General features: G+C 68.5%; 14 protein-coding genes and 1 pseudogene. 9 read left to right on the top strand and 6 right to left on the bottom strand.

Annotated features, from left to right (window positions below; translation table 11 throughout):
• Positions 1–49: 49 nt before the first annotated feature.
• The 4 genes from cutA (at position 50) to O0K41_RS01925 (ending at position 6,542) form a co-directional block, all read left to right on the top strand.
• Positions 50–388, top strand: a complete 339-nt coding sequence (cutA, locus tag O0K41_RS01940; RefSeq protein WP_049396392.1) for a divalent-cation tolerance protein CutA — start codon at positions 50–52, stop codon at positions 386–388.
• Positions 385–2,757: a protein-disulfide reductase DsbD gene (locus O0K41_RS01935; RefSeq protein WP_088436221.1), complete on the top strand. Its 2,373-nt coding sequence runs from the start codon at positions 385–387 to the stop codon at positions 2,755–2,757. Before cutA ends, O0K41_RS01935 begins: the two co-directional genes overlap by 4 nt.
• Positions 2,754–3,317, top strand: a complete 564-nt coding sequence (locus tag O0K41_RS01930; protein ID WP_164221818.1) for a TlpA disulfide reductase family protein — start codon at positions 2,754–2,756, stop codon at positions 3,315–3,317. The genes O0K41_RS01935 and O0K41_RS01930 overlap by 4 nt, the downstream gene beginning before the upstream one ends.
• Positions 3,318–4,022: 705 nt before the next feature.
• The gene (locus tag O0K41_RS01925; RefSeq protein ID WP_308304422.1) at positions 4,023–6,542 is read left to right on the top strand and encodes a sulfite reductase flavoprotein subunit alpha; all 2,520 of its coding nucleotides are present in this window, start codon (positions 4,023–4,025) and stop codon (positions 6,540–6,542) included.
• A 77-nt stretch (positions 6,543–6,619) separates the two neighbouring features.
• On the opposite strand, the gene O0K41_RS01920 is transcribed toward O0K41_RS01925, so the two are convergent.
• On the bottom strand, positions 6,620–9,157 hold the full coding sequence (locus O0K41_RS01920; RefSeq protein WP_164222588.1) for a methyl-accepting chemotaxis protein: 2,538 nt from the start codon (positions 9,155–9,157) through the stop codon (positions 6,620–6,622).
• Between the two features lie 202 nt (positions 9,158–9,359).
• Between O0K41_RS01920 and O0K41_RS01915 the strand changes: the two genes are divergently transcribed.
• Positions 9,360–10,199 carry an arylamine N-acetyltransferase gene (locus tag O0K41_RS01915; RefSeq protein WP_076739652.1) on the top strand — a complete coding sequence of 280 codons (840 nt, stop codon included), beginning with the start codon at positions 9,360–9,362 and terminating at the stop codon, positions 10,197–10,199.
• A gap of 65 nt (positions 10,200–10,264) precedes the next feature.
• Here the strand turns inward: O0K41_RS01915 and O0K41_RS01910 are convergent, their stop codons facing one another.
• Genes O0K41_RS01910 through O0K41_RS01900 form a run of 3 tightly spaced genes read right to left on the bottom strand, consistent with a single transcriptional unit; the run spans position 10,265 to position 12,394 of the window.
• Positions 10,265–10,636, bottom strand: coding sequence for a VOC family protein (locus O0K41_RS01910; protein ID WP_005411235.1), 372 nt, complete (start codon positions 10,634–10,636; stop codon positions 10,265–10,267).
• Positions 10,637–10,658: 22 nt separating this feature from the next.
• Complete coding sequence (locus O0K41_RS01905; protein WP_164222586.1) at positions 10,659–11,297, bottom strand: response regulator transcription factor; 639 nt, start codon at positions 11,295–11,297, stop codon at positions 10,659–10,661.
• On the bottom strand, positions 11,294–12,394 hold the full coding sequence (locus tag O0K41_RS01900; RefSeq protein ID WP_049448487.1) for a histidine kinase: 1,101 nt from the start codon (positions 12,392–12,394) through the stop codon (positions 11,294–11,296). Before O0K41_RS01900 ends, O0K41_RS01905 begins: the two co-directional genes overlap by 4 nt.
• Positions 12,395–12,550: 156 nt before the next feature.
• Here O0K41_RS01900 and O0K41_RS01895 point away from each other — a divergent pair, with 156 nt between their 5' ends.
• The 3 genes and pseudogenes from O0K41_RS01895 to O0K41_RS01885 all read left to right on the top strand — a co-directional run bounded on the left by O0K41_RS01895 (position 12,551) and on the right by O0K41_RS01885 (position 15,301).
• Positions 12,551–12,973 carry a DUF2141 domain-containing protein gene (locus O0K41_RS01895; RefSeq protein WP_049448536.1) on the top strand — a complete coding sequence of 141 codons (423 nt, stop codon included), beginning with the start codon at positions 12,551–12,553 and terminating at the stop codon, positions 12,971–12,973.
• Positions 12,974–12,999: 26 nt separating this feature from the next.
• Complete coding sequence (locus O0K41_RS01890) at positions 13,000–14,523, top strand: carotenoid oxygenase family protein (RefSeq protein ID WP_164222583.1); 1,524 nt, start codon at positions 13,000–13,002, stop codon at positions 14,521–14,523.
• 62 nt (positions 14,524–14,585) lie between these two features.
• Positions 14,586–15,301, top strand: a pseudogene (locus O0K41_RS01885) (ABC transporter substrate-binding protein).
• Positions 15,302–15,332: 31 nt separating this feature from the next.
• Here the strand turns inward: O0K41_RS01885 and O0K41_RS01880 are convergent.
• A complete protein-coding gene (locus tag O0K41_RS01880) occupies positions 15,333–16,232 on the bottom strand; it encodes a LysR substrate-binding domain-containing protein (protein ID WP_123959112.1) in 900 nt (299 codons plus the stop codon).
• A gap of 98 nt (positions 16,233–16,330) precedes the next feature.
• Between O0K41_RS01880 and O0K41_RS01875 the strand changes: the two genes are divergently transcribed.
• Entirely contained in the window at positions 16,331–16,474 is a 144-nt protein-coding gene (locus tag O0K41_RS01875; protein ID WP_172958424.1) for a hypothetical protein, read from the top strand.
• A 7-nt stretch (positions 16,475–16,481) separates the two neighbouring features.
• On the opposite strand, the gene O0K41_RS01870 is transcribed toward O0K41_RS01875, so the two are convergent.
• A complete protein-coding gene (locus O0K41_RS01870) occupies positions 16,482–17,048 on the bottom strand; it encodes a GIY-YIG nuclease family protein (RefSeq protein WP_033834050.1) in 567 nt (188 codons plus the stop codon).
• Positions 17,049–17,068 lie beyond the last annotated feature (20 nt).

Raw genomic sequence — 17,068 nt, 5'->3', positions numbered from 1 at the left:
TCCACGGCCGCCGGGTCCTGACCCGGCGGCGGCCCTATACTCGACGGTCATGTCGACCGTCGATCCCGTCCTGCTGCTGTTGACCACCTGCCCGGACCGGGCCAGTGCCGAGCGCATCGCGCACGCGCTGGTTGGCGAGCGCCTGGCCGCGTGCGTGACCCGCCTCGATGGCGCGCAGTCGACCTACCGCTGGCAGGGCGAGGTGACCACCGACGCCGAGCTGCAGCTGCTGGTGAAGACCACCGCGAGTCGCGTCAATGACGCAATCGCCCGGATCGTCGAACTGCATCCGTATGAACTCCCGGAGTGCATCGCGGTCGAAACCCGGGCCGGCCTGCCGGCGTATCTGGACTGGATCCGGGCACAGACCCGGGAGGACACTGATTGAAGACTCTGTTTGCGCGTGGCGCCGCCCTGTGCGCCCTGTTGTGGCTCTCGCTGCCGGCGTTCGCCCTGGATGAGAAAGACCTGCTGCCGGTGGACCAGGCGTTCGCGCTGACCGCCACCGCCCCCGAACGTGGCCAGGTGCAACTGCAGTTCAAGATCGCGCCCGGCTATTACCTGTATCGCCACCGCACCAGCGTCAAGGCCGACCCGGCCTTCAATGCCGGCGCGCTGCAGATGCCCAAGGGCGACAAGCACCACGACGATTTCTTCGGCGAGGTCGAAACCTATCGCGAGCGCCTGCAGGCCAGCCTGCCCGGCACGCCGACCGAGGCCGCCGGTACCATCAGTCTGGAAGTGCGTTACCAGGGCTGCGCCGATGCCGGTGTCTGCTACCCGCCGCAGAAGCGCGTGGTGCAGGTCACCCTGCCCGGCAGCGGTGCACAGGCGGCGGCCCCGGCCAGCCGCGCCGGTGCGGCCAGTCCGTTCAACAACCCACTGGCCGGTGCCGGCAACAGCGGCGGCCTGCGCCTGCCGGGTGCGGCCAGCAACAGCCAGGCGCTGCCGCTGCCGTCGGAACAGGCGTTCGGCTTCGATGCCATCGCCAGCGACGGCAACACCCTGCTGCTGCGCTTCAGCCCGGCACCGGGCTACTACCTGTATCGCGACCGCACCTCGCTGAAGCTGGAAGGCAGCACCGGCGTGCAGGCCGGCACGCCGCGTTGGCCAGCCGCGCAATCGCATCGCGACGAGCACTTCGGCGATGTCTCGGTGTACTTCAACCAGGTGGAAGTGCCGCTGCCGTTGCGGCGCACGGTTGCCGACGCGGTTGACGGCACCCTCGTGGTGACCTTCCAGGGCTGCCAGACCGATGGCATCTGCTACCCGCCAATGACCCGCCGGGTGAAGCTGTCGATCCCGGCCGGCAAGGTCAGCGCCAGCGCCGACCAGGCACCGCCGCGCAACGAGGTAATCAGCCCGTTGGCTGTGGCGCCACGCGAAGGCGCCAACGGCGCCCCCCTGCGCCTGCTGCCGACGGTGCCCAATACGGATGCCGCCCCCCCGGCCGTCGCAGGCACCGTGGACGGCAATGAATTCGCCGCCGATGCGCGCGGTGACAACGCGCTGCGTACGCGCCCGCCGGCGACCACACCGAACCCGGACCGTTCGTTCGTCTGGGTGCTGCTGCTGGCGCTGGCCGGCGGCCTGGTGTTGAACCTGATGCCCTGCGTGCTGCCGATCCTGTCGCTGAAGGTCCTGAGCCTGGCACAGAGTGGCGAAAGCCCGCAGCGCGCACGCAGCCACGCGCTCTGGTACACCTTGGGCGTGCTGGTCGCATTCGCGGTGATCGGTGCGTTGATGGTGGGCCTGCGCGCAATCGGCAACGCCGTCGGCATCGGCTTCCAGCTGCAGCACCCGGGCGTGGTGGCGGCGCTGGCCTACATCATGTTCGCGGTAGGCCTGAGCCTGTCCGGCGTGTTCACCCTGGGCGGCGGCATCGGCAACCTGGGCCAGTCGCTGGCCAGCCGCAGCGGCCCGGCCGGTGACTTCTTCACCGGTGCGCTGGCCTGCGTGGTCGGCAGTGCCTGCGTCGGCCCGTTCATGGGTGGCGCGATCGCCTACGCGTTCATTGCCCCGCCGCTGAAGGCGATGACCGTGTTCCTGTTCCTCGGCCTGGGCCTGGCGCTGCCGTTCCTGCTGATCGGCTTCGTGCCGGCGCTGGCGCGCCGCCTGCCCAAGCCCGGCCCGTGGATGGAAACGCTCAAGCACGTGCTGGCCTTCCCGATGTACGCCACCGCGCTGTGGCTGCTGTGGGTGCTGGGCAAGCAACGCGGCGTGGACGGCATGGCGCTGGTGCTGGGTGGCCTGTTGCTGTTCGCCTTCGGCCTGTGGCTGTTCGAGCGCAACCGCTGGACCGGCTCGCGTGCGGTGACCCTGCTCGGCGTGCTGCTGGCGATCGGCGCATTGGTACCGGCCTGGGGCGTGACCCAGCTGGCAGCGCCGGCACGCGCCGCACAGGCCGCCAGCGACAACGTGGTGGAGTATTCGCCGCAGTTGCTGGACCGCCTGCGCGCCGACAACCGCGTGGTGTTCGTCAACATGACCGCCGACTGGTGCGTGAGCTGCAAGGCCAACGAGCGCGCCGTGCTGTCGCGGCCGGAGTTCAAGGACCTGCTCAAGCGCACCAACGCGGTGTACATGCGCGGTGACTACACCAACGTCGATCCGCAGATCACCACGTTCCTGGAAGAGCACAAGGCCGTCGGCGTGCCGCTGTACGTGGTGTACGGCCCCGGCGCACCGCCGACCGTGCTGCCGACCCTGCTGACCCAGGCGGTGGTGGAGGAAGCGCTGCTGCGCACCGCACGATGAAGTGGCAACGGCCAGCGCTGCTGTGGACAGCGGTGCTGGCCGCCGGCCTTGGCCTGTGGGCCGGGCATCGATTGGCTCCTGCGCCGGTTGCGCCTGAGGCCATGCCAGCGGCGCCTGCTGTGGCGGCTGCGGCACCTGCCCTGCAGGTCGGCGACAGCCTGCCCGCGCTGTCGCTGCCCGATTTTGAAGGCCGGCCGCTGGACCTGCGCCAGCACGCTGGCGGTCGCCCGCTGTTGATCAATGTCTGGGCCAGCTGGTGCGCGCCCTGCGTTGAAGAAATGCCCGAACTGGCGCGTTTCGCACATGTCCAGGGCGAGCACGGTGTACAGGTGCTGGGACTGGCGCTGGATACGCCGGAAGACGTGCGCGGTTTCCTGCAGCGGGTACCGGTGGATTATCCGATCGTGATCGAGACCCCGGGGCCGCGCGATGCCAGCGTGCAGCTGGGCAATACACAGGGCCTGCTGCCCTACAGCGTGCTGTTCGATGCGCAGGGGCGGCTGGTGAAGGCAAAGCTGGGACCGTTCGCCCACGGCGAGATCGACAGCTGGGTGAAGTGAGGGTGTTTTTTCAGGGCTTGCAGCCCTGCACCCTGCTCAATGCAACGGCAACAGCCAAAGCCAAAGCGGGCATTCCGTGGGATGGCGGGGCGGTGTCGGAGTGCGGGGACGCTGCAAGTACGTCCCTGTAAGCTTGGCAGCCGCATCCATGCGGCTGACACCCCGCACTCCGACACCGCCCCGCCTCTGACAGATCTTCGCGGCTGTTGGTAGGTGTCGACCTTGGTCGACACATCTGTCAGATATCGATATTCAGAACGGAATCAGACCCCGTGCCGACCAACGGTCGGCACCTACCAAAGCAGAACGCCGTTCCGACAGATCGCAGGAAACTGTCGAAGGCGGGGTGGGTCCGGCTGAGGGGGCGTGAGCCGCATGGATGCGGCGACCGAGCTTACATGGGTGAGGGCGCTTTGCTTGCGAAGCACTGCTTCGCAAGCGCCCGAACGCACAGCCGCCAGCGGCTGGGCCGGGCCCCGGAGGGGGACTTGCAGCGTCCCCCTCAACCGGACCCACCCCGCCAACCCACGGAAAGCCAGCTTTTGACGTTGACGTTGCTCCGGCTTGTAGCGGGTGCAGGGCTGCAAAGCCCTGCAACAAAACCCTCCTTGACCGTAGCCCGTCCGCCACGGAAAATTCCGCGACTAATTCTCATTTGCTGTTGCGCAGGATGCGGGCGGCAGCCTTCCAGGCCCTCCTCCTTCCATGTTCAAGAACGTCCTGTTCCAACTGCACTGGCTGCTGGGCATCACCGCCGGTGCCGTATTGGCCGTGATGGGCCTCAGCGGCGCCGTGCTGTCCTTCGAGGACGAACTGCTGCGCGCGGCCAACCCCGGATTCGCCGAAATCGCCGAGCACCATGCCGACGGCCAGCTTCCGCTTGAACTCAGCGAACTGGTGCCGCTGCTGCAGGCCGGCGGTGATCGCCCCCTGCAGCGCCTGCGCGTGGACGCCACCGGGCAGCGGCCCTCGGTGGCACGCTTCGCTGGTGGCAAGGAACACTGGGTCTACTTCGACCCGTACAGCGGCGAGCGCTTCAGTGCCTTGCGTGGGCAGGCGTTCTTCGATTTCGTCGAGGACCTGCATCGCCACCTCGCCGCCGGCGAGCGCGGCAAATGGATCACCGGCAGCTGCGCCATCGCCCTGCTGTTCTTCACCCTGTCCGGTCTTTACCTGCGCTGGCCTCGACGCTGGTGGCACTGGCGCAGCTGGCTGGCGGTGGAATGGAAACGCAGCGGCCGTGGCTTCCTGTGGAGCCTGCACTCGGTGGTCGGCACCTGGGTGCTGCTGATCTACCTGATGAGTGCGCTGACCGGCCTGTGGTGGTCCTTCGACTGGTATCGCAGTACCGCCAATACGCTGCTGGGCGTCGCACCGGCCGCCAAGCACAAGGTCGCCACCGGCGCCACCCTGAACCTGGAGCGCATCGAAGCCACGCTGTATGCCCTGCCCGGCGTGCACACCGGCTACATCGACCTGCGCCTGCCGGAAAAGCCTGGCCAGGCGCTCAACGTGCGGGTGATGGCTGGCGATCCGTCACAGCGCGGTGGCCACCATGACCGTGCACATGATCTGCTGCAGCTGGATCCGGCCAGCGGGGCAATCCTCGATTCGCGCCCCTACGCGCGCCAGGGCGCCGGCGCGCAGCTGGCCACCAGCGTGTTCGCATTGCACTCGGGCAGCTACTTCGGCATGCCCGGGCGTGTCGCGGTGATGCTCAGCAGTCTGGCCATGAGCCTGTTCTTCATCACCGGCTGGATGCTGTACCTGGACCGCCGCCGCAGCCAGCGTGCCGCGCGCGGGCTGCGCCGGTCGCTGCCGGTTGCCACCGATGATGGCTACGCACCTTGGCTGGTCGTGCATGCCAGCCAGAGCGGGCTGGGCGAGCAGCTGGCCTGGCGTGCCGCCGCGCAGCTGCAGGCCGCTGGCCATGGCGTGCAGGTACTGCCATTGGCCCGGGTCGATGCCACGCAGCTCGCGCGCACTGCGCAGGCATTGTTCGTGCTGAGCACCTTCGGCGATGGCGAGCCGCCGGATGCGGCACGGGGCGCTGCGCGGCGGCTGCTGGCACAAGCGCCCGATCTGTCGGGCCTGCAGTTCGGCCTGCTCGCCCTGGGTGACCGCCAGTACCCGCATTACTGCGGCTTTGGCCGCCAATTCGATGGCTGGCTGCTGGGCAACGGCGCACGTGCGCTGTTCGAGCGCATCGATGTCGATGCCGCCGCGATACCGGCGCTGCGCCAGTGGCAGCAACATCTCGGCGCGCTGACCGGCATCGCCACCGATGACAGCGTGTTGCCGGCCGCGACGCAGATGCACGAGTGGCGCCTGCTCGGCCGTGACCGCCTCAATCCAGGCAGCATGGGCGGCGCCATCTGGCGCATCCGTCTTGCGCCACCGGCCGATGTGCAGTGGCAGGCGGGCGACATCCTGCACATCGCGCCCCGCCACAACGCGCGGCACGCCGCTGCAGTGCTGAAGGCACATGGGCTGGATCCCCAGCAGCCGTTGCTGACTGACGGCCAGCCACGCACGCTGTTGGCGCTGGCCAGCGAGCGCGAGCTGCCCGATGCCGATGCTGCGCTGGCGGTGCAGGATGCCTGCCTGTGGCTGGCAGGGCTGCCACTGCTGCCGGGGCGCGAGTATTCCATCGCATCCTGTACGGATGAAGGTGCGGTCGAGCTGGTGGTGCGGCTGGTCCATGACGAAACCGGACGCACCGGCCTGGGTTCGGGCTGGCTGTCGCTGCATGCGCCGGTCGGTGCCAGCATCGTGGCCCGCGTGCACCGCAACCCCGGTTTCCATCGCGTTGGCGGTGCGCCGATGGTGCTGATCGGCAATGGCACCGGCATCGCGGGCCTGCGCAGCCTGCTGCGCGAAGCCGCGCATGCAGGTGAGCACGGGCACTGGCTGCTGTTCGGCGAACGCCAGCGCGCGCACGACTTCCTGTTCGCCGCTGAGATCGAAGCGTGGCAGGCCGATGGCCATCTCGCGCGGGTGGACCTGGCGTTCTCGCGCGATGGTGAGGGCGGCTATGTGCAGGATCGCCTGCGTGCAGCAGCCGATGCCCTGCGCGACTGGATGCAGCGTGGTGCGGTCATCCACGTCTGCGGTTCGCTGCTGGGCATGGCCGAAGGCGTGGACCAGGTGCTGCGCGAAGCACTGGGTGATGAAGAAGTGGAAACGCTGCTGGAGACCGGGCGCTACCGTCGCGACGTATATTGAGCCACAAGGGCAGTACCGGCCGCCGGCCGGCATGATCAGGGGCGTGCCGGCCAGCGGCCGGCACTACCGGAGCACGATCAGGCCGCAGCGCGCGCCTGTGGCATCGACTGCAACTGGAACGCGCCCACCGCTTCGGTCAGCGCGTGTACCTGCGCCTGCATCTGCTCGGTGGAGGCACCAGCCTCTTCCACCAGGCTGGCGTTGCGCTGGGTGCTGGCTTCCATCTGCACGATGGTCTGCTTCACCTGCGCGATGCCGGCATGCTGGTCCTGCGATGCACTGCGGATACCGGCCAGCAGCTCGGCCAGCTGCTGCACGCTGCCAACGATCTCGCCCATCGTGATGCCCGCCTGCTCGGCCTGCTGGTTGCCCTGGCCAACACGCGCCACCGAATCCTCGATCAGTCCTTTGATCTGCTTGGCCGCTTCGGCACTGCGCTGGGCCAGCAGGCGCACTTCCGCAGCCACCACGGCGAAGCTGCGGCCCTGCTCACCTGCACGCGCAGCTTCCACCGCGGCATTCAGCGCGAGGATGTTGGTCTGGAAAGCGATGCCATCGATCAGCTGGGTGATGTCGCCGATCCGCCGCGAGGCCTCGCTGATGCCATGCATGGTCGCGACCACCTGGCCGACGGCCTCGCCACCGCGCTGGGCCACCGCGGCCGCCCCCTGCACCAGGGCATCTGCGCGGCCCGCGGCATCGGCATTGCGGCCAACGGTGTCGGTCAACTCGTGCATCGACGCTGCCGTCTCTTCCAGGTTGGCCGCCTGCTGTTCGGTACGCTGCGACAGATCATGGTGCCCGGCAACGATCTCACCAACGCCGGTGTCGAGGCTGGACGTCGCCTGCTGGATGCGGGTGACGATGCGGCCCAGTTGCGCGACCGTGGCGTTGGCATCGTCGCGCATGCGTGCGAACACGCCCTGCAGCTCACCTTCCATGCGCACGCTGAGGTCACCACGGGCCAGCGCCGCCAGAAGCGCCTGCAGATCGCCGAGGTTGGTCTCGAAGGTCGCCAGCAGGCGGTTGATGCTGGTCGACAACGTGCGCACGAAGCCCTGTTTTCCCTCCAGCGCGATGCGGCCGTGCAGGTCGCCATGTGCGGCGGCGTCGACCAGTGCTGCCACTTCGGTTTCCAGCAGCGTTTCCAGCGCGCGGCTGCGCCACTCCACTGCCACGCCGAGGAAATGCCCTTCGTCGGTGATGGCATTGGCGATCAACTGGTAGCGGACGCCGGCATGACCGATCTCGCGCTCCTCGCGCTGGCGCACGCCAGCCAGGCTGGCCAGTGCCGGATGCAGGCGTACCGCATCGCTCCCCACCAGATCTTCAAGCCGGAGTGCAAGCTGCTGCAGCAGCGCCGGATTGGCGTACGCCACCAGGCCTTCGGCATCAATCACCATCAAGCCGGCCTGTGCGCTGTCCAATGCCTGGCGCACGCGGGTGTTGCCGCGGGCCACCGCACGCTCGGTCTCGATGCGCGCGCGCAGGCGCTGCTGCATGTCGACCAGGCGCTGGGCCAGCTGGCCGATTTCATCGTTGGCGTTGTAGACGCGCAGGGTGGTGTCGAGGCGGTCGTCGGCGATGTCGCTGGCGAAACGCAGGGTGTCCTGGATCGGCTGGCGCACCGCACGCAGCACCAGCACCAGGCTGGTGATCAGCACGCCGGCCACCAGCAGCAGGGTCAGTGCGAACACCACGCTCATGGTGCGCGCGCCAGCCTGCTGGCGTGCCTGCGCCCTGGCCAGCGCCGCCACCTGTGCCTGCTGGAATGCGGCCAGCGCCGGCGCTACGCCCGTGGCGGTATCCAGCAGCGACTGCGCTTCCACATCCAGGCCGACGCGGGCAGCGGTATACCCCAGCAGTGCGGCCTGATACGCCTCCATCCCGGTGCGCAGGGTGTCCTGCACATCCGCAGGCAGGCCCGCCAGCGCGAGGTCGAACGGCAGCTTCTCCTCGCTGGCGCGGTCGGCGTGGGTGGAATCACCGTCGAGCAGCAGCAGTGCCTCCTGCCTTCGCATCTTCTGCAGGGACAGCGCCAGCGCGGGCCGCTGCTGCACATCCACCTGCGCCTGCAGGGTGTCGGCGGCCTGCTGCAGCTGCGCAGCGAGGCCGGCATCACCACGGCCCATCTCGTCGACCCGTTCGAACAGGGCGGCCACACCCTGCGAGAACGCGTCGGCGGCTTCGGTCAGCGCCTGCAGGGCCTTGCGCCGGCCCGCATCCATCGGCATCGCGCGCAGCGCCTGCAGATCGGTCTGCAACGCCTTCTGCGTGGCCAACAGCCGCGCGCGGTCGGCATCATCGAAACTGCGTGCATACTGGGTCTGCAGGCGACGCGCTTCGGCCACCCGCGTGGACAGGCTGGCAGCCAGATCGCTGCCGCGCTGGTAGCTGGCCTGGCTGCGCGCAGCCAGTGCGTTGGCATGGCCAGTCCAGGCGTAGACAGCAGCGATCGCCACCAGGCCCAGGCCGCAGATCCACAGTGTGGCCTTGAGCTTGTTGGCCACGCTGAGCCGATGTGGCTGCAGCCAGCGCAGCAGCCCGGGGGACGCCGAGTGCAACGCAGCAAGGCGCGTGCGCAGGGACCGGAGGTGGGGGACAACGGCCGACATGACAGACTCCAGGCGGAAAGACGCACCTGTATCGGCCTGACTCAGGACAACTTTAGCGCTTTCTTCGTCTGCGCCCCCCATCGCTGGTGGACGCGGCCTTTGTACCGGGTGCAGGCGACGGAGGCATGACACGGCCACCGCGCTTGACCTCAACCCCGGTTGGGGGAGCACAGTGGACATCCCTCCCCCGCCCGGTGTGTCCATGACGACGCTCGATGTCCCCCGCTACCTGCAGCGCCTGCAGCTGGATGCACCGCCACCGCGGACCCTGGCCGGCCTGACCCTGCTGCAGCAGCGCCACAACGCACTGCTGCCCTTCGAGACCCTCAGCTGCCTGCTGCGCGATGCGGTGCCGATCGACCTGGACAGCGTGCAGCGCAAGCTGCTCGACGAGCGCCGCGGTGGTTACTGCTTCGAACTCAATGGCGGGTTGCTGGCGCTGCTGCAGGCATTGGGCTTCGATGCGCAGCCATTGAGCGCGCGGGTACTGCTGGCCGCCCAGGACGGCGAACTGACCGCGCGTACCCACCTGCTGCTGCGCGTGAACGTAGACAGCGACGATTGGCTGGTGGATGCCGGTTTCGGCAGCCTGACCCCGACCGTGCCGCTGCGCCTGCATGATCCGCAGCCGCAGGCCACGCCGCACGAACGCTATCTGCTGCAGCGCCTGCACGACGAGGGTGATTTCGTGCTGTCGGCCGAGTCCAACGATGGTTGGCGGGCGATGTATCGGTTCGACCTGCAGGCGCCGGCGCCGATCGACAACGTGGTTGGCAACTGGTACGTGTGCACCCATCCCGATTCCAGTTTCCCCGGTCAGCTGCGCGCGTCGCTGACCGGGCCGGACTGGCGCCGCACCATCGGCAGCGGCAACTACACCGAGTATCGCCCCGGGCAGGCACCGGACAAGCGCCCGCTGCATGATGTGGGTGATGTGCGTGCCGTGCTGCAACAGCGCTTCGGCATGCAGCTACCGGACGACCCGCGACTGGACCCGGCCATCAATGACTGGCTGCAGCGCTCGCGCGCCGCGACCTTGTAGGGCCGAGCCCATGCTCGGCTGAGCTGGAGCGGCTGGGCCAACAGCAGCCGAGCGTGGTCTCGGCTCTACAGAGCTGCGCGCGCCTGCAGCGCAATGCGGTTGCCTTCGCTGTCGCGGATCTCGGCCACGCGCCAGTCGCCCGCGTCGGCGGGTCCGAAGCACAGCTCGGCGCCCGCTTGCAGTGCTCGCTCCAGGCTCGCATCCAGGTCATCGACGCCGATGTAGACGCGCGCCCCCTGTTCGGAAGGCCGGTAGTCCGCGCCGAGCACCAGCGCAATGCTGGCACCGGCGGCCTCATCGGAGAACGGCAGGTAGGCCATCCGGCAGTCGTGCAGCACGACAGGTTCGTCCACCGCGACCTGCAGCCACCGCTGGTAGAACGTGATGGCACGGTCCAGGTCACTGGCCGGGATTTCCACATGCAGGATCGGGTTCACTGGCACTCCTTGCTCGGTCCACTCAGATGATGCGCAGGGTAATCGCCTTCAGCACCGCACGGGTGCGATCGCGGGTGCCCAGCTTGTCGAGTATGGCGGACACGTAGTTCTTCACCGTGCCCTCGGCCAGGAACAGGCTGCGCGCGATCTCCTTGTTGCTGTAGCCACCGGCCAGCAAGCGCAGGATCGCCACCTCGCGTTCCCCGAAGGTATCGGTGGGCGGTGCTTCATCGTGGAAGCGGTAGCGGGCGCGTACCGGCTCGGTGCTGACCGGCAGCAGCAGGGTTTCGCCAACGGCGACGCGCTCGATCGCCTCGCGCAGGTCTGCGGGTGCGGCGTCCTTGAGCAGGAAGCCCTGTGCGCCGGCCTCGCTGGCGCGCAGCAGCAGGTCACTTTCATCAAAGGTCGTCAGCAGCAGCCACGGCGTGGCATCGCCGCGCGCGCGCAGCTGGCGCACTGCCTCGATGCCGTCCATCCCGGGCATGCGGATGTCACTGAGCACAACATCCACGCGCTGGGTGGACAGCGCGTCCAGCAACGCCTGGCCCTCCTCGGCCTCCAGCGCCACGTCCACGCCCAACCCCTGCAACAACGCACGCAGCCCGGCGCGGACCAGCGCCTGGTCGTCGGCCAGGGCAACACGGATCGCGCTGCCGTTCATGCCGGCACCCAGGCGGTCAGGTGCATGCCGCCCTGTGCGGTGCGGGCCAGTTCCAACTGGCCACGCACTGCGGCCAGGCGCTCACGCATGCCGGCGATGCCGTTGCCCTCGCGGATACGTTCGGCGCGCTGGCCGTCGTCACGGATGTCGATACGCAACCGGGAATCCTCCTCGTTGATCGTCAGCCATACGGTGTCTGCGTTGCCATGCCGGGCGGCATTGGTCAGCGCTTCCTGTACCAGGCGCAGCACGGTCTCGGCCATCAGCGGGTCAACTATGCGCACGCACTCGCCGATCTGCAGCTGCAGCTTCGGGCGCGGGAACGGCGCGGCCAGCGCGTGCAATGCGGTGGCCAGATCGAGGCCGCGATCATCGCGCATCGATTGCACCACCTGGCGGATGTCGGTCAGCAACTCGCCGGACAGCTGCTCGGCCAGCACCAGTCCTTCGCGCCTGGCCAACACAGGGTCGGCCGCAAGGGCACGCAGGTTCAAGCGCATCGCGGTGAGCTTGTGCCCGGCCACATCGTGCAGTTCGCGCGCCAGGCGCAGGCGCTCGGCATCGCGTGCGCTGTCGGCCAGCAGCGCGCGGGTGGCCAGCAGGTCGGCATTGACGCGGGCCAGGTCATCGCGGGCCAGCGCCGTGCTGCGGGCATAGTGTGCGGTCAGTGCAGCAAAGGCCTGGAAGCCGCCATAGAGCAGCACCACCAGCAGCGGCTGGCTGAAGCCGCTGTAGCGCAGCACGAGATACATGGCGAGGTTGGCCAGCAGTGCAACAGCCAGCACGAAGCGCGGTGGCCAATGCTCGGCCAGCTGCGCCACCAGCACCACCAGCAGTACCGGTGCGGTGCCGGTACGCGGCTGCAGCGCAACCAGCACGACCGCCAGCAACGCCTGCAACACCGCCGCGACAGCGCGCACGCGGGATGGCACCGACGCCCAGCCGTGCACCACGAACAGCAGCAGGAACACGGCAAGCAGCAGCAGGCTCAGCCCGGCACCGTTGCGCTGCACCGCGAATGACAGGCCCACCACCAGCACGGTGGCCAGGCCGGCGAGGCTGAGGGGACGCAACAGATGGCGGAACAGGCTGGGCATGGCCAGATGCTGACCGCCGCGCACGCCGGCGGCAATGGGTCCGGCGCAGAAAGTGACTTCTGGCACGTCGAATCGATGACCACTGGCCCTGAACCCGGTGCAGCGCCGCACGCAGACTGGCGCCACACCGCCACACACACTTCCGGAGCCACTGCCATGATCCGCACCGCCCTGCTCAGCATCGCCCTGACTGCCCTGGCCCTGGCCGGCAGTGCCCACGCCGCCGACCTGGCCGTGACCGTGCACGACGTCCGTGTGCAGACCGGCACCCTGCGCGTTGCGCTGGTCGACAGCGCCGCCGCCTGGGACGGCAAGGCCAGGCCCGTGCAGGCCCAGCAGGCGGCGCCCAGCGGCGACAGCGCCCACTTCACGTTCAAGGGCGTTCCGGCCGGCAGCTATGCCGTGCTGCTCACCCACGACGAGAACGACAACGGCAAGCTCGACACCAACCTGGTAGGCATGCCGGTGGAGGGCTACGGCTTCAGCAACAATCCGCAGGTGATGCGCAAGCCGACCTTCGACGAGGCGCGCGTCGACGTACCGGCCGCCGGCACCGCCATCGACATCACCCTGCGCTGATTCCTGCATCCAGACCCGAGGCCACCATGGACCGTCGCCGCTTCCTTCGTACCCTGCTCAGCAGCAGTGCCTGTCTGGCCCTGGGCACCACCGCGCTGCGCAGCGCTCCCGCCTTCGCCGGCGACCCGGCGCGGTTCGCGCAGGGCATGCAGGAACACCCTTGGCTGCTCGGCTGGCGTAGCGTCGGCAGCGAAAGCCTCGGTCCGGCCACCGTGCAGTTGCAGGGAAAGCTGCCGTCAGGCCTGGCTGGCACGCTGTACCGCAACGGTCCGGCGTGGACCGAGCGCGATGGCTTCCGCTACGACCACTGGTTCGACGGCGACGGCATGGTGCATGGCTGGCGCTTCAATGGTGATGGCAGCCTGACCCATCACGGGCGCATGGTCGCCACGCCGAAATTCACCCGTGAACAGAAGGCCGGCCGCTTCCAGTATCCGGCCGCCGGCACCAGCGTTCCCGGTGCGCTGGCGGTACGCAACAACGATGATGCCAACGTGGCCAACACCTCGGTGACGATGATCAATGGCCGCCTGTTCGCCCTGTGCGAATCCGGTTCGGCGTTCGAAGTGGACCCGGATTCGCTGCAGACGCTTGGCCCTGTCACCTGGCGTCCGGACCTGGCGGCGCTGCCGTTCTCGGCGCACCCACTGACCGACCACGACGGCAGCCTCTGGAACTTCGGCTCGATCAGCCTGATGGGGGGCCATGGCCTGCTGGTCTGGCACATCGGTGCGGACGGCCAGCTGCGCAGCGCCAATGTGATCGAAACACCCGAGCATGGCTACCTGCATGCCTTCGCGATGACCGACCAGCACCTGGTGTTCGTGATGATGCCGTTCGATTTCACCGGCGCAGGTGGCAGCTTCTTCGAGCGCATGCAGTTCGCACCGCAGCGTCCGGTGCGCATCGCGGTGGTCGCCAAGGATGCGCCGGGCAAGGCGCAATGGTTCGAGGCCCCGTTCGCGGCGATCTACCACTTCGGCGACGCGTTCACCCGCGATGGCGGCATCGTGCTGCGCGCAGTGCGCCACGACGACATCAACGAGGCGCGCTCGCCGATGAAGGAAGCGATGGCCGGTGATGGCGCACACGCGGCCAACAGTGGCGCCAGCCTGGTCGAGCTGCATCTGGACCTGCGTCGTGGACAGGCCCGCTGGCAGACGTTGGGCATCAGCGCGGTGGAGTTCCCGTTGTTCGACCCGCGCTCGGCGAACACACGTGGCGCACGGCTGTATGCGCCGACCATCGACGGCACGGCCACTGCGCCGTACTTCAACGCGGTGGCCGCGTTCGAGATCGAGCACGGGCGCCGCCAGCTCTGGAACTACGGGGCGGACATCATGGCCGAAGAGCATGTGTTTGTACCGCGCCCGGGCAGCCGCAACGCCGATGACGGCTGGCTGATCGGCACCCTGCTCGATCCGGTGAACCAGCGCAGCGGTCTGGCCGTGCTGGATGCGCGCCATGTGGATGACGGTCCGCTGGCCCAGGCGTGGCTACCGTATGCGGTGCCACTGGGCTTCCACGGCACCTTCGCCGCGCGCGGCTGAGTCCACGCCACGCGGACACCGTTGTTGGCATGCTGGGTCTCTCCTGCCCCGTGGAGTCCTGCATGTCCCTGGCCGACCACCGACGTACGCTGGCACCGCACGGTTTCCTGCGCGTGGCGATCAACCTGGGCAACCCGGTGCTGGCACAGGGCGATGCGCGCTCACCGCGCGGCCCCTCGCTGGAACTGGCTACCGCGTTGGCGCAACGGATGGGGGTGCAGGCACGCTTCACCTGCCACGATGCCGCAGCCTCGGTGGTCGCCGCAGCGGGCGAAGACGGCTGGGATCTGGCCTTCCTGGCGATCGATCCGGCGCGTGCCGACCGCATCGCCTTCAGCGCTCCGTATGTGGAGATCGAAGGCACTTACCTGGTGCGCGAAGACAGCCCGGCGCAGCAAGTGGCCGACCTCGACCGCGACGGACTGCGCATCGCGGTGGGGCGTGGCGCGGCCTATGACCTGTTCCTGAGCCGGGAACTGCGCCATGCCACGATCGAGCGGGCGGCACCTCGGCAGCGGCCATCGCCCTGTTCGACCAGCACCGCCTGGATGCCGCCGCCGGTGTACGCCAGCCGCTGGCGGCCTGGGCGAAGGCACATCCCGGCCATCGGGTGCTGGCCGATCGCTTCACCGCGATCCAGCAGGCAGTGGCGGCACCGGCCTCACGCCCGGCCAATGCGCTGCGGGCGCTGTTTGAGGAAGTGGAAGCGATCAAGGCGGGCTCGTTGCTGGAGGAAGCGTGCGCGCGTGCCGGGCAGGCGGTCACCCTGGTGCAGTGACTGTAGAGTCGGGATCGAGCACCGCGCGGCGTTACAGATACGCGTCCGCCATGTGCTGCACATGCTCGGCGGCCTGCGCATGCAGCCAGTCGCGGAACGCGAGGAAGCCGCGATGGCTGGCCGAGCGCTGCGGGTACACCAGCCAATGCGGCCACGCCGTCTTCAGGCGCTGGCTGGACAGCGCGACCAGCTGGCCGGATTCCAGCAGCAGACGTGCCCGGGTCACCCGGCCAAGGGCCACGCCTACGCCATCCAGTGCGGCGCGATGGTGCGCCTCCGAATCATCCAGCACCGCCACGAAGCGCGATGGCGGGCTCTGCCCACTCAACGCGAACCAGGCGCCCCACGCGCCGTCGGGATCACCGAGCAGCGGCCACTGGGTCAGCGGTACACGGTCGATGCCCCCCATGCGCTCGATCAGCGCGGGGCTCGCCATCGGCACCAGCCACTCGTCGAACAGCGGTTCCACCACCAGGCCCGGCCATTGCCCGCTGCCCAGCCGCAGCGCGGCGTCGAACTGGCGCTGCCGCTCGAAATCAATCAGGCGCTCACTCGACTGCAGGTTGATCTCGATCTGCGGGTGCTCAGCCACGAAGTGACCCAGGCGCGGCACCAGCCAGGCCGATGCCATCGATGGCACCGCACTGATCGTCAGCACGTGCTCGGCACGCGCGGCATAGGGCTGGAAGGCTTCGTTTATCGCATCCAGATGCGGCCCCACCTGCTCGAGCAGGCGCTGCCCCTCAAGTGTAAGGGTGATACCACGCGGCTGGCGGATCAGCAGCGGCTGCCCGAGCCGTTCTTCCAGCTGCCGCATCTGGTGGCTGAGCGCGCTGACGGTCAGGTTCATCGACGCCGCCGCGCGCGACAGGTTGCCAAGCCGGGCGGCAGCCACGAAGCCCTGGAGGGCATGGAGCGGAGGGCGGGACATAAGGCTTGAAATTCTCTCAAGTCATGCTTGCGGAAATGTCGCTTTTTGCCCGTCCATGCTGCCCGTATCGTGCAATCCACTCAAGTGGAGGCACGCTCATGAACATCTTCGGCGGCTTGTTGTTCCTGCAGGGCCACGTGGCCAGCGCCGAGCTGGCACGCCAGCTGGCCAGCCCGTCCACACCTGCCCCGCAGTGCGCGCGGCAACCGGCCGCGCCGGTTCAGCCGCCGCGAACCCGTTGAAGGCTCCTCAACCTGCATACCAGCGTTGGACGTGTTCAGGCAGCCACGGGATCGGATCGATGTCCAATGCCCGACAACCGTCGAGGGTGTCACGCAGCGCGCCCTCGCCGGGGCCACCGGGGATCCGCAGGCCTTCCTCTTCGGGAAGCTGCACCGCCGCCCAGTCGTGCAACCGGTCCATGCGCAGGCGAAGCGCGGCTCGCAGCCACCCCTTCAGTGGATAGCAGCGATAGCCCTGTTCGCCCAGGCCGGCAACCGCAAGCGACAAAGCGTGGTTGGCACCACGTACCCATTCGGTGCGGCCTCCAGCCTTGTCCTGGACCGTCATCGGCGCCGGCGCGCGGTGCGCCTTGAACGGCGAACGCAGCTGCAGCTCCAGATCCCGCGCATCGCGCTCGCTTTCCGCTTCCACCAGCGCACCGGCGTCGAGATCGAAGAACTCGAACCAACGCCGGTGCAATGCGCTGATGCGCCCAAGCGGATCACGTGAGAAACCAATCTTCGCGTAGTCTTCCCACGCACAGGGGAAGACGTAGGCGAAGACACGACCGTCGATGCGGATATCCGACTGCATGTACGCAGGCTGCCTCGACA

The sequence above is a fragment of the Stenotrophomonas sp. Sm2128 genome (assembly GCF_030985535.1).
Classification (GTDB): Bacteria; Pseudomonadota; Gammaproteobacteria; order Xanthomonadales; family Xanthomonadaceae; genus Stenotrophomonas; species Stenotrophomonas maltophilia.
The sequence above is the reverse complement of the archived record's forward strand: the minus strand, read 5'-3'. Positions and strand labels throughout refer to the sequence as shown.